The organism is Psychrobacillus syltrankelensis (assembly GCF_055454035.1).
Window position 1 is genome coordinate 2,502,474 of record NZ_CM144227.1, and the last position, 13,615, is coordinate 2,516,088.

The window sequence follows — 13,615 nt, forward strand, 5'->3', positions numbered from 1 at the left end:
TGTCATCCTCCCATAGGTTCCTACCTAGATTAATACCCATTTAGAGGAGGTTTCAAACGTTACAAAACTTAATCAAATAATGTGCTTACCGACTTCTCTTCGAAAACTCGTACAATCGCATCGCCTAGAAGTTTTGCTACAGATAATTCTTTTATTTTTGGAGAAGTTTTATCTTCAGATAACTGAATTGAGTTCGTAATAACCAATTCTTTAATCACTGAGTTATCAATTCGTTCAATTGCAGGACCAGATAATACTGGATGAGTACAACATGCATAAACTTCTTTTGCACCGCTTTCCATCAATGCGTGAGCTGCTATCGAAATAGTACCTGCAGTATCAATAATATCGTCAATTAGTATAGCTGTTTTTCCTTCTACATTACCAACGATATTCATTACTTCTGCAACATTTGGACGTGGACGACGTTTATCAATAATAGCTATAGGAGTTTTCAAGCGGTCTGCCATTTTACGAGCACGCGTCACTCCACCGTGGTCTGGAGATACGATGACTACTTCTGATGGATCCAAGTTTTTACTTAAGAAGTATTCAGATAAAATAGGAACAGCTACTAAATGATCAATTGGAATATCAAAGAATCCTTGAATTTGTGGAGCATGTAAATCAAGAACAATAGCTCTTGTTGCACCTGCAGTTGTCAAAAGGTTAGCTACCAGTTTCGCTGTAATTGGTTCACGAGCACGTGCTTTCCTATCTTGACGAGCATATCCATAGTAAGGTAAAACCACACTAACTGTACGCGCTGAAGCACGTTTAACAGCATCTAACATTATTAATAATTCCATAATGTGTTCGTTAACAGGACCAGACGTAGATTGAACGATAAATACATCACAACCGCGAATACTTTCATCTATATTAATCTGAACTTCTCCATCACTAAAACGAGTTACAGTACTTTTTCCTAGTGGAACTCCTACTTCTTTCGCGATTTCTTCCGCTAGTTTTTTATTAGAATTTAAAGTAAATATTTTTAATTTTGAATTAGAGTATTGTTCTGGCATGGTAATCCTCCTGCAAATTGGGTTATTTTAAATTTAGTTTGTTTACATAGCCTTTTTTATTTTCTTGTCGAGCACGAGCTATAGCGAGCGCTTCTCCAGGAACATCTTTTGTTATCGTAGAGCCTGCTGCAATGTATGCGCTATTGCCAATAGTAACTGGTGCTATTAAATTGGAGTTACAACCAACAAAAGCATTATCTTCAATCTTAGTTACAAACTTATTTTTCCCATCATAATTGACAGTAATTGTTCCACATCCAATATTTACATTGGAGCCAATAGAGGCATCACCCATATAACTTAAATGAGAGATTTTGCTCCCATTACCTACTATGGATTTTTTCACTTCAACAAAGTTACCAATCTTCACATTATTTCTAATCTCAGTCTGTGGACGAATATGTGCAAATGGGCCAATAGCCGTGTGATCGCCAACCTCGCTTGATAGAATAACTGACGAATGGATAGTCGTTCCTGTACCAATTACACTAGAATCTATATGGCTGTTTGGACCAATAGTGCAGTTTTCACCAATAATAGTTTTTCCTTCAATGATTACTCCAGGCTGGATAACTGTATCCGATCCAATGATAGTATCGCAACTAATGTATGTATTTTGAGGATCAATAATTGTCACGCCTTCACGCATATGGTGATGTGCAATACGGGATCTCATAATTTGTTCTGCTTGAGAAAGGGCAATTCGATCATTTATGCCCAAAATTTCGTTAAAGTCTTTTGCAGCATAGGCAGAAATTACCTCTCCACCTTTTTGTAATATCTCAATTACATCAGGTAAATAATATTCACCTTGGGCATTCTCATTTTTTACTAACTTCAACGATTTGAACAATGCTTCGTTATCAAAACAATAAGTTCCTGAGTTAATTTCATTTACAAGTTGTTCTTCTGCAGATGTATCTTTTTGTTCTACAATACTTTGAACATTTCCATCTTCTGCGCGAATAACTCTCCCATAACCTGTTGGATCATTCGCAATTGCTGTTAATATGGTTGCCTTTGCACCTGTTTTTTTATGATGATTCAATAAATCATTCAATGTTTCTGCAGTAATAAGAGGAGTATCTCCACATACAACAATGGTTGTTCCTGAAAGATTTAAAAGAGCATTCTCTGCTTGTAATACGGCATGGGCTGTTCCTAGTTGCTCCTCTTGCAAAGCATATTCACTTCTATTGCCTAGCTTACTTTGAACAGTTTCCGCACCATGTCCAACGATTGTTACAATTTTTTCTACGCCTAGCTTCTCCATGTTTGATACAACATGTTCTACCATTGGCTTTCCACAAACAGGATGTAATACTTTATATAGACTAGACTTCATACGAGTTCCCTTACCAGCAGCTAACACAACCGCATAAGTATTTGTCATTTTCCGTTTCCCTCCAGTGGGCTAATTTCCTCTTTTGACTATAGCGGAAAAAGAGTGATTTTTCAAGGAAATATCTCTTGACAAATACATGACAAAACAAGTAATATGGATAATTTTTGCACAAAAAAAACCATTTCCTATGAAATGGTTTCAGATCGCTTAAACCTTTTGAATTTCCCAAAGGTGAATAAACCAGCGAGATTCCGTAGAGGAGCGTGCTGTGGAAGAGGCTTGATGTTTTTATCCACGAAAAGCAAGTCTCTTTTTCTGCTCAATTTTTATGCAATTTATAAAAAAATATATATTTATAAAATACAATTTTTACATCCTATTGGTTTACTAATAACTAGCCTCTACTATTTGCTCCTCTGGTTCACCACTTAAATGATAAGCGTATAACACCGCTTCTTGGATCTTAGTGCGAGTTCCAGAGTTTATAGGATGAGCTACATCTCTAAATTCACCCTCTGGAGTTCTTTTACTCGGCATTGCAACAAATAACCCCGCATTTCCATCAATTACTCGTATATCATGTACAACAAACTCGTTGTCCAGTGTAATGGAAGCGATAGCCCTCATACGGCCATCTGATAGTACCTTACGTAACCTCACGTCAGTAACTTCCACTTTTACACCACCCCTCTTCTTAGTTGAAAAAATCCTTTTATAATTATTCTACAAAACTCCCCAGTATCCTTCTTTCTTGCGAAAATTTTTTCAATATTATAATATAATAGTTTTTTAATAACCTTTACCTGTTTAATTTTATAAAAAAAGCGCAAGGGGTCCTTTAAGTGCATCTTGTCTTCACCGTTTCCAGAGTGCTTGGGTCGAAACATCGGCTACATCATTACCTTTAGAGTAATGGATCGTGAAGTGACTGCGTCACTTCACGATCCATTTTTTCGGTAATCTTGCGGCGGTTGTTTGTCCGTCGCCCTCTTGAATTATTTGAAGTCAAGGTACTTTTCGTTTGGATAATGAAAGATAATATCCTGTCCTACTCTTTTAAAAGCGGACGAAGATACAATTTCGTCCGCAGCTTCGCTTCTTTATCAATCGATACTGCCTATTTTCTCTACTTCCACTTCCATATTGTAAACAAAGGAAAACACCAGCTCATTATTTCGACGAAGCATATTGTCCCCTTTATTTGCCTGTGGGAGCAGAAAGCAAAGATTCCTAGGTTATTAGCAAGCAAATCAAGACCTAAGCCTAGCGCGCAGCAATATTAATTTCTGCGACGAGCTTGCGCAGGAGCAATATCTTTTTCTGCGACGAGCTTGCGCAGGAGCAAGGGAAGTGGCATTTGGATTGGATGATTAGAGATAAAATCCTCCCCCACTTTTAAAAGGGGGGAACTATGACTAATCTTCTCTCAATAAGTAACGTTCAAAGTTTTACAAAATTCCACGATTATTAGATTCCTATTAGCCAAGTTTATATGCTTTCTTAATCTTTAAACAAAAGGGTATGCATTCCGAGGAAGGCATACCCTTTTGTTTAAACTACTGCTATTACTTCTATTTCAACTTTTACATCTTTCGGGAGTCTAGCTACTTCTACTGCTGAGCGAGCTGGTTTATGCCCAGCAAAATGCTTTTCATATGCTTCGTTAAATTCAGCAAAATCATTCATATCTTTTAGGAATACTAGTGTCTTAACTACTTTTGATAATGAAGTACCAGCTTCTGTAAGAACCGCGTTTAAATTAGCAAATACTTGTGCTGTTTGTTCTGTAATAGAGCCCTCTACAACTTCGCCTTGTGGAGTTAATGGAATTTGCCCTGAACTGTAAAACATTCCGTTAACAAGAATTCCTTGTACATATGGTCCTATAGCTGCTGGTGCATTAGTTGTTGATACTGCTTTCATCAAAGTTTCCACCCTTCTCAAAATAGTTGCCTTCTGCTAAAGCAATTGTACCATCTTTTTCATTTACTTCATGTAATTTTATAAGTGATAAATAATCATCCACTAATTGTTCGCCTTCATGATATGCTTCCACTAACACAGCTATACCTGCAAGCTCACAATTAAACTCTTCAAGCAAGCTTTTCATCCCATTAATTGTACCGCCAACTTTCATAAAATCGTCTGTGATTAATACTCGTTGACCTTTTTCCATACTTCTTTTAGAGAGAACCATCGTTTGTATACGTCTTGCAGACCCAGATACGTAATTAATACTTACCGTCGGACCCTCCGTTACTTTACTATCTCTACGAACAACAACAACCGGTACATTTAAATGTCTTGCGATAGCGTGTGCGATCGAAATACCTTTCGTAGCAACCGTCATAATCGCATCTATTTTTTCACCTGCAAAAGCAGATGCAAATACTTTACCTACTTTATTCATAAGAGATGGGTTTCCTAATAAATCCGTCATATATAAATAACCACCAGGTAACAGACGATCCGCTTTTGAAAGCTGATCCATAAGGCTCATCGTTATTTCCTTCACGTCGTTTCTTGTCATGGTAGGTATGAACTTTACACCTCCAGCTGCTCCTGGTACGGTTATAAGTAAGCCTCTACCTCTTTCCTCAAAAGTTTCTTTTATTATCGTTAAATCTTCACTTATAGAAGATTTTGCGGATTGATATAAAGATGCAAAGAATGTTAATGGAATTAACTTATGAGGATGCTCTATCATGTATTGCGTCATATCTACGAGTCGTTCGCTTCTTTTCCATTTCATACAATCACCTCCAAACACGAATATTTTAAAGAAAACTTATCACAATCATCCGCCTTTAAGCAAGTGAGTCACGTTCTCCTATTAATCTAACAGCATATACCTCATCACAAAAACCACGAAGTCCATTATAAATTCTTTGTACTCTCGATTCATGTTGAACTATCCCAAACACTGTAGGACCACTACCACTCATTAAAACTGCATCAGCCCCAAACTTTTGCATTTGATCCTTTAAACTAGCAACTTCTGGATACAGTTTTAACGTGACACTTTCTAACACATTACCCACGGAAGCACACATCTGATCAAAATCTTTTTTTCCAATCGCTTCAATCATTTGTTTGGTTTTCGGATGTTCTATCTGATTTATTTTTAAATTTCCATAAATGTCTGCTGTAGAAACGCCTAGAGTCGGTTTAGCAAGAATTACCCAACAATTTGCCGGAGACGGCAGTTCTTGAATTTTTTCTCCTCGTCCCGTAGCAAGCGCTGTTCCACCGTAAACACAAAAAGCAACATCAGAACCTATTTTTGTACCGATTTGTGCGAGTTCATCTAGTGACAGCCCTAAACTCCACAGCGTATTCAACCCTCGTAGAGTTGCAGCAGCATCACTACTACCCCCAGCTAATCCCGCGGCAACGGGAATGTTTTTTTCAATCTTAATCGTAACTCCAGATTTTATACCATACATTTCTTTTAATATTTTAGCTGCTTGATATGCTAAATTTCTATAATCAGTGGGAACAAAACGATCAACAGAAAGAATATGTATTTTCTCATCTTCTCTTAGCTCTAATCCAATACGGTCCGCCAGATCAACTGTCGTCATAATCATTTCAACTTCATGATAACCATCTGGACGTTTATGTAGTACATCGAGTGTTAAATTTATTTTAGCAGGTGCTTTTACATAGTACATTCCATCTGCTCCTTTTCAAACATAGGTTGTCCCCTATTTTACCACAGTGCATAAGAAATGAGGAAGTTACTATGTCATGGAATATTAGAGACTTAATATAGGAACATTTGTAATTTTTTTTACCCTTCTCATTACACAAAGAAAAGGCGGATTTCTCCGCCTTTTCTGAACGCTAGTTGTTCGTAGTTTTGGATCTCGTTTGCTTACCAGTTCAAAACTAGAATGATCATGGTCACACGCACAATTTACTTTGGTGATTTCATCTGTTGTTCAGCCATTTCAATCGCTCGTTTTACCATATTACCCGCATCACGTGATTTTATTCCACCCCAGCCCTCGGTCTTGACTACATCATAAAATCCAAGATCTTTTGCAATCTCTTCTTTCAACTGATCAGACATAATACCTTTTTTAGCCATATGTGGTGAATCCTCCTTTGGAACAACTAGCTTAATTAGTATAACCGGTAAATAGAAAAAAACTCTCTTTACATTCAACCGAATGAAAGGGAGTTTTTCTCGAAATATAAAAAATTAAAAGTTCTAAACAATCATTTTACAACTATTAAATTATTTGCTTCATCAAAAATAGTGATTTCTACTGCTTCTGTCAAAATGTCTGCATAACTATAAGATACACGTTCAAAAGAGTTTTCATCTTGATCCAAGTCGATAACGAAAACGGCATGATAAGTTTCTCTTAATACACCAGCTCGCTCGATTGTTTTCTTACGTCCTCCGTTTGCTTTTAACTGCAAACGCTTGCCTAAATGATGATCTAATGATTTCTTAATATCAGCTAAAGTTTTTGGCATTCTGCTTACACCTCACTGAATATTACTATAACACCATTTTATTTTTTTGTCAAACAAAACATTTTAACAACCAAAGTATATACTTGTCAATATATTTATTATTTCTTGTTAACACTTTTTTTCATAAACATTACTAATATTGTAACAAGTATTATTAATGAAAGTACGGATATAATTCATCTGCTAAACGCCCAAATTCTTGAATGGACAGAGTCTCGCCTCGTCTAGTCGGGTCAATATTTACTTTTTCTAAGGATTGAAGGATCAAATCTTTCTTTTCTTTCCCATTTGGTAAAGATGAATGTAAATTATTTATAATTGTTTTTCTTCTTTGAACGAACGAACCTCTAGAAACTTTAAATAAAAAATCTTCATCAATAACTTGGACCGGCGGCATCTCGTGACGAGTAAGTTTAATAACCGCGGAATCAACGTTTGGTTGTGGCATAAAAACAGCTTTTGGTACAACCATTGCTACTTCTGCTTTCATATAATATTGTATTGCAATGGAAAGTGAACCATAGGCTTTTGTTCCAGGAGATGCCGTAATTCGATCTGCCACTTCTTTTTGCATCATAACAACCATTCCCCTAATAGGTAAACGATCCATTAGCAACTTTAATAAAATTGGAGTTGTCACGTAATAAGGTAAATTTGCAACAACCATTGCATCTTTATAATCAGCCAACTTTTCTTGAAATACTTGTTTAACATTTGCTTCTAAAATATCAGCGTGAATAATATCTACATTATCATAAGGAGAAAGTGTATCGTCCAAAACTGGCAACAATCTTTGATCAATTTCAAAAGCAATTACTTTTCCTGCAGCTCGTGCTAAATGCTCGGTTAGTGCTCCTATACCGGGCCCTATTTCAATTGCAGCTGACTCTTTTGTAAGTTCTGCATGCGCAACAATATTCCGTAAAATATTTGGATCGATTAAAAAGTTTTGGCCCAAGCTTTTCTTGAATGAAAATCCATATTTCTTTAAAATTTCTTGTGTACGAATTGGTGTTGCTATATCTTTTTGCATAAATTATTTATCCTCCATATCAAGCTGCATAATTGCTTCCTCTAGCTGCTGTTCACTAATCTGAAAAATAGAAAGACGTTTTTGTAGTTGCTTCCCATTTGTATACCCTATTTTTAATAATTCTCCAAGTTTTGTTCTTCGTTCTTTGGAGTTAGGATGACCAATAAGCTTTCCTTCGATCAAAACTTCAAAAGGAATATTTGGCGCCACATCCATATCTGACTTCGGAGTATAAACGTTGGAAAGTGCCTTCCGAATATCATCATCTTTTGCATGCTCAATGCCCAGTCCTTTTCCATTCTTAGCAATTGTTTTTTCTTTCGACAAAAATGCATGTTTTACACCTGGAACGTGTTCTTCAATAACTGCACGTATTCGTCTCCCTGGATAATCCGGGTCAGTAAAAACAATAACCCCTCTTTTATCTTGAGCATGTTGGATTTTAATTAGAGTTTCTTTAGAGATTGCAGAACCATTCGTTTCTATAGTATCCGCATCTACCGATCGTTTAATAGCAGTTGTGTCATCTTTTCCTTCTACAACAATAACTTCTTTTATTCGCAAGCAAACTTCCTCTTTTCTTTCTTTCTACTGCTTTCTATCATAACGCAAAAAAGCTTCCCCAACCAACAAAAGGGAAGCTATAAGATATACAGACGATTTTTACTTACACCCGAAATGAGAACTTTCTCTCTAATATGCAAGTGATGTCCAAGTAGCAATTAATAGAATTTTATTGAACTTGGACAGAATGCTTAGGCAAGTGCTGTTACTTAGCCGTAAATGTGGTGATCTTAGCATGAGTACGTCTGCCAAGGTTAATTATGTTAATTTAAAACTTTTATCCGTACTTTTTTACGCCCAAAGTCATATGCTTTAGACTTAGATGACATAAATAAATCTATTTTGTTCCCTTTAATCGCTCCACCAGTATCACCTGCTACTGCATAACCATAGCCTTCCACCCAAACTTTTGATCCAAGTGGAATAACATTAGGATCTACAGCAATTACTTTTAAGTCTGGATTAGCTTTTAAGTTAAGACCCGATGTAGTTACACCAGTACAACCGTTACAATAAGCAGTGTAAGCAGTTGCTGTTACGTAAAACTCGCTTTCTCCCGTTGAAGAAGAGGATGAATTTTCCCCACGTGAAACACTAGCAGTGACAATCTTCGTCCCTACTGATACAACTTTTTTAGTTGGCTCTTTTGTAACTTTTTCACTAATTACATTACGAGATACTTCGTTGCCATTTTCTTTTACAACTTCATATGTGCGCGAAACGGATCCTTTTTCTCCCGCTTGTATTACTTTTTCTTTCCCTTTTAGTAGCGAGTCATCTTTTTTCGTTTCTACTGCAAAGTTTGTTTCTTCCTCAACTACATCGGTGACCTTTTCTACTCGCACTATTTGTATAACAGAATTCGGAAGTACTAATTCATCCATTTTCCGTCCCACTCGGTCGAATTCATTCAATTGAATGTTATGTTGTTTTAAAAAGTCAGCGACCGTAGTCGAAGTGGACCTTACTTTCTGCTCGTTCTTACCATCTAAAAGTGTTACTTCGAACGCTTTTTCAACAGAAACTTTGCAATCTAGTCCAACCTCTGCATTTGTTGCAGGTGTTATTACGTCATGTTCATCTATTTGAACATTCGCCTTTGCGAGTATTTCTGAAACTAAATCAGCAGTCGTATGGATGGTTTGAATTTTTCCATCTACTGTGATTTCTATCTGTCTTGCCTGCTCCCACTCAATCGCTAAATTATTTTTGATTGAAGTGTTCACTGAGGGTTTTAAATAATCTTCGTTGGAGACTACTATGTTATTTTGCCTTAGTAATTCCCCAACTGTATTTGCATGCGTTAAAATCTCTTGTTGTTCACCGTTAACTGTTAAAGCAACAGTTTTTTTTGTTCCTTCGAATAAAACGAAAGAAACCACTGCAAGAAACAATAGTATAGACATAATAGTTACTAAGGTTTGCTTGCTCCTCAATGAATGAAAGAACAGGTTTTTCATGGAATTATTTGACATGAAAAACGCCTCCTTGTTCACTCGTGTGATTATATAGAGTACTTTTCAGCTTGTCAACTCTTTAGGATTTTTTTATAGTTCTAACTCACTAAAAATATCTCTATTTACAGTATGGAAAGTTTTACATTTTTTAATCAATTAGTCCAAAAAATTCTTCCGCATTTTTCGTAGTTGCAAGCGCAACTTCTTCAACAGAAAGCCCTTTTAAACGTGCGATTTCTTCCGCAACAAGTGGCACAAGTGATGGTTCATTTCTTTTTCCGCGATGAGGATGTGGAGCTAAATAAGGTGCATCCGTTTCAATCAATAAGTGTTCTAAAGGAATTTCTGTTGCTACCTCTTTTGGTTTTTTTGCATTCTTAAATGTCACTGGACCACCAAGTGAAATTTTAAAGTTCATATCGATACATTGTATTGCCGTCTCTACACTCCCACCAAAGCAATGCATGATTCCTCCAGTCAAATGCGCTTCTTCTTCTTTCAAGATTCGTAAAACGTCTTCCGTTGCATCGCGATTATGTATAATAATCGGTAGATTTACTTTTTGCGCTAGGCGTATCTGTTTACGAAACAGTTCTTGTTGAATATCTTTAGGTGACTTGTCCCAGTAATAATCAAGTCCCGTTTCCCCAATACCAACCACTTTTTTATTTGCTGCAAGATCTTCAATCCATTGCAAATCTTCTTCTGTGCAATCAATTGCATCAACTGGATGCCAACCAATTACTGCATAAATAAATGGATAATTTTCCGCTAACTTCATTGCACGCTCGATTGTTTTGTGATCAAATCCAACGACAACCATTTTCTTAACATTTGCAGCTAACGCTCTATCAATCACTTCTTGCAAATCCTCGTCGTACTGATCCGCATTTAAATGAACATGTGTGTCTATATACATAGTTTTTTCTCCTTGCATAAGCTAATTTTATGAAATGACTTTATCTACATCACAATACTATTACAATTACTTTAATAAAGTCACGTTTTTTAGATTACTGCAGCAATATTAAATTCCTTTTTTTCATAAATTAACCTTAAATATTATGAGAAAAATAATATGTTGAAATATTATTATTAGAAGAAAAAGCGGGTAAAAAGACGTTCCTTTTAAGAAGAGTAATTTAGAAATGTCGTTGATTTCCGCTATGGCGGACGCTTTTCGCGGGCATGGCTTCAATCAACTAGTATGTATGTGGCGAATTATAATTGCTTAGTAAGATAGATGACATTTTAACACATTCGGATGCACAAATTTTCACCAAAATTTTAAAAAGCAATAGCATCTCTTATTCGGATTACAGGACGGCATGATCACTACGTTTACTTAAACTAGTTCTATGCTCTCAGAGATAGATGAGCTAAATCTTCTTGTTAGGTACTACTCACTTAATGGATTGTAGTGAAAGGTGGCGACTCCAGCGGGATGAGTGAGACGGATGAGCCATCACAACGAACGCATAGCTGTGGTGATGACTCATCGCTCACCCCGAGTAACGCGTCCACCTGAAACGGAAATCTGCGGCATTATCTTATTCTTTAAAGTACTATAAACACTGTTTTTTCGTAGGATGATAACCCATAAACTTTCTTATCTTGAAAAAAAACCTGCCACCAACTTCGTGACAGGTCTTGGGTTATTTATTTTACTTGAGCGCCATTTTCAAGCTTTTCATCTACTGATGCAAGTGTTAAAAAGCCATCTTTTTCACCAGCAAGAATCATCCCCTGGGACAGCTCTCCTCGAAGTTTCACTGGCTTCAAATTTGCTACTACAATTACTTTTTTACCTACAAGATCTTCTGGTTTATAATGTTGGGCAATTCCAGAAACAACTTGACGTTTTTCATATCCCATATCCAGTTGTAATTTCAATAATTTGTCTGCTTTTGGAATCGGTTCACAGTCGATAACTGTTGCCACACGTAAATCCACTTTAAAGAAATCTTCAATAGAAATTTCTTCTGCTTGAGGATCTTCTTCCACTTCTTCTTGTGGAGTTAGTACCGAGCCGCTCATTTGCTCTCTAATATAGGCTACTTCTACTTCCACGTCTAACCTTGGAAAAATAGGAACTCCGGTTTTAATGACTTCTACTCCATCTTTAATTACATTAAAAGATCCCAGTAGATCCCATTTCAAATCAGCTTCAGGTAAACCAAGTTGTCCGATAATTTCTTTTGGACTATTTGTCATAAACGGTTGAATCAAAGTTGCAATTTGACGCAAGCTTTCTGCTAAATTAGTCATTACCATTGCTAATTGACCTTTCAAAGCTTCGTCTTTTGCAAGTACCCAAGGTTGCGTTTCATCAATATACTTATTTGTTCGAGAAACTAGGGACCATAAATCTCCTAGAACTACGCTAAATTGCATTTTTTCCATATTCGTTTCATATTTTTCTATTGTTTCGCTTGCAAATTGATAAAGAGCTGTATCATATTCAGTAGGCTGACTTTGATTAACTGGAAGTTTTCCATCAAAGTATTTATTAATCATAGAAACAGTTCTATTTAACAGATTACCTAAGTCATTTGCTAAATCGAAGTTTGTTCTTTCTACAAATGATTCTGGAGAAAAAACACCATCTTGTCCAAATGGAAGTTCACGCAATAGGAAGTAACGAGTTGCGTCTAAACCGTAGCGTTCTACCAACATTTCTGGATACACAACGTTTCCTTTAGATTTCGACATTTTTCCATCCTTCATCATAATAAATCCATGAGCAAATACTTTTTTAGGGAGTGGTAAGTCTAATGCCATTAAGAAAATTGGCCAATAGATTGTATGGAAACGAACAATATCCTTCCCAACTACATGTACGTCAGCTGGCCAAAATTTACGGAAAAGTGAATCATCCTCTGAAAGATATCCAAGAGAAGTAATATAATTAGTTAACGCATCCACCCATACATAAATGACATGTTTTGGATCTCCAGGAACATGAATTCCCCAATCAAAGGATGTTCGGGATACAGATAGATCTTCTAAACCAGGCTTAATAAAGTTATTAATCATTTCATTTTTTCTAGATTCAGGTTCAATAAATCCTAAGTTGTCTTCATAATAAGCCAATAGACGATCTGCGTATTTCTTCATATTAAAGAAATAAGATTCTTCTTTTACTTTATGAACAGTGCGACCGCAATCTGGACAATTGCCATCTACTAATTGTGTTTCTGTAAAAAAGGATTCACAAGGCGTACAATACCACCCTTCATATTCGCCTTTATAAATATCACCATTATCTAAGAACTTTTGAAAAATCTTTTCAACTACTTTTTTATGACGCTCTTCTGTAGTTTGGATAAAATCATCATATGAAATATCCATTAGTTCCCACACTTTTTTGGCAGCCGATGCAATCTCATTTACATATGCTTGGGGTTCCATGCCAGCTTCTTGGGCTTTTTCCTGAATTTTCTGTCCATGTTCATCCATCCCTGTAAGAAAACGTACATCAAAACCTCTTAATCTTTTGTAACGTGCCATTGCATCTGATGCTACAGTTGTGTAGGCAGTACCAATATGGAATTTACCACTTGGATAATAAATAGGTGTTGTTATATAAAATGTTTTTAATTGATCTTTCAATGTAAAGATGCCTCCAATGTTGAATCTTCTTTATTCTTTATTCTAACGAAACGATGAACTTGTTTCAATTAATTAATTGGTTTGCGCT

The 13,615-nt window shown here is 36.2% G+C and carries 13 protein-coding genes; all 13 read right to left on the bottom strand.

From position 1 onward, the window contains the following. Positions 1 to 68 precede the first annotated feature (68 nt). Entirely contained in the window at positions 69 to 1,028 is a 960-nt protein-coding gene (locus ACTSKG_RS12095; RefSeq protein WP_464754856.1) for a ribose-phosphate diphosphokinase, read from the bottom strand. 22 nt (positions 1,029 to 1,050) lie between these two features. Next, positions 1,051 to 2,421 (bottom strand): bifunctional UDP-N-acetylglucosamine diphosphorylase/glucosamine-1-phosphate N-acetyltransferase GlmU, encoded by a 1,371-nt coding sequence (gene glmU / locus ACTSKG_RS12100; RefSeq protein WP_464754857.1) that lies wholly within the window; start codon positions 2,419 to 2,421, stop codon positions 1,051 to 1,053. A gap of 339 nt (positions 2,422 to 2,760) precedes the next feature. Next, the gene (gene spoVG / locus ACTSKG_RS12105) at positions 2,761 to 3,048 is read right to left on the bottom strand and encodes a septation regulator SpoVG (RefSeq protein ID WP_387586088.1); all 288 of its coding nucleotides are present in this window, start codon (positions 3,046 to 3,048) and stop codon (positions 2,761 to 2,763) included. Positions 3,049 to 3,924: 876 nt separating this feature from the next. Next, a complete protein-coding gene (locus ACTSKG_RS12110) occupies positions 3,925 to 4,296 on the bottom strand; it encodes a RidA family protein (RefSeq protein ID WP_387586090.1) in 372 nt (123 codons plus the stop codon). Beyond that, complete coding sequence (gene purR, locus ACTSKG_RS12115) at positions 4,274 to 5,125, bottom strand: pur operon repressor (protein ID WP_464754858.1); 852 nt, start codon at positions 5,123 to 5,125, stop codon at positions 4,274 to 4,276. Before purR ends, ACTSKG_RS12110 begins: the two co-directional genes overlap by 23 nt. Before the next feature lie 55 nt (positions 5,126 to 5,180). Next, positions 5,181 to 6,047 carry a 4-(cytidine 5'-diphospho)-2-C-methyl-D-erythritol kinase gene (gene ispE / locus ACTSKG_RS12120; protein ID WP_464754859.1) on the bottom strand — a complete coding sequence of 289 codons (867 nt, stop codon included), beginning with the start codon at positions 6,045 to 6,047 and terminating at the stop codon, positions 5,181 to 5,183. Positions 6,048 to 6,292: 245 nt separating this feature from the next. Beyond that, the gene (locus ACTSKG_RS12125) at positions 6,293 to 6,466 is read right to left on the bottom strand and encodes a small, acid-soluble spore protein, alpha/beta type (protein ID WP_387586096.1); all 174 of its coding nucleotides are present in this window, start codon (positions 6,464 to 6,466) and stop codon (positions 6,293 to 6,295) included. 131 nt (positions 6,467 to 6,597) lie between these two features. Then, positions 6,598 to 6,861: a biofilm formation stimulator Veg gene (gene veg / locus ACTSKG_RS12130; protein WP_053591096.1), complete on the bottom strand. Its 264-nt coding sequence runs from the start codon at positions 6,859 to 6,861 to the stop codon at positions 6,598 to 6,600. A gap of 154 nt (positions 6,862 to 7,015) precedes the next feature. Next, positions 7,016 to 7,894, bottom strand: a complete 879-nt coding sequence (rsmA, locus tag ACTSKG_RS12135; RefSeq protein ID WP_464754861.1) for a 16S rRNA (adenine(1518)-N(6)/adenine(1519)-N(6))-dimethyltransferase RsmA — start codon at positions 7,892 to 7,894, stop codon at positions 7,016 to 7,018. 3 nt (positions 7,895 to 7,897) lie between these two features. Continuing rightward, complete coding sequence (gene rnmV, locus ACTSKG_RS12140) at positions 7,898 to 8,458, bottom strand: ribonuclease M5 (protein ID WP_464754862.1); 561 nt, start codon at positions 8,456 to 8,458, stop codon at positions 7,898 to 7,900. A gap of 263 nt (positions 8,459 to 8,721) precedes the next feature. Further along, the gene (locus ACTSKG_RS12145) at positions 8,722 to 9,933 is read right to left on the bottom strand and encodes a ubiquitin-like domain-containing protein (RefSeq protein ID WP_464754864.1); all 1,212 of its coding nucleotides are present in this window, start codon (positions 9,931 to 9,933) and stop codon (positions 8,722 to 8,724) included. 130 nt (positions 9,934 to 10,063) lie between these two features. After that, positions 10,064 to 10,834, bottom strand: coding sequence for a TatD family hydrolase (locus ACTSKG_RS12150; RefSeq protein ID WP_464754865.1), 771 nt, complete (start codon positions 10,832 to 10,834; stop codon positions 10,064 to 10,066). 740 nt (positions 10,835 to 11,574) lie between these two features. Continuing rightward, positions 11,575 to 13,527 carry a methionine--tRNA ligase gene (gene metG, locus ACTSKG_RS12155; RefSeq protein WP_464754866.1) on the bottom strand — a complete coding sequence of 651 codons (1,953 nt, stop codon included), beginning with the start codon at positions 13,525 to 13,527 and terminating at the stop codon, positions 11,575 to 11,577. Positions 13,528 to 13,615 lie beyond the last annotated feature (88 nt).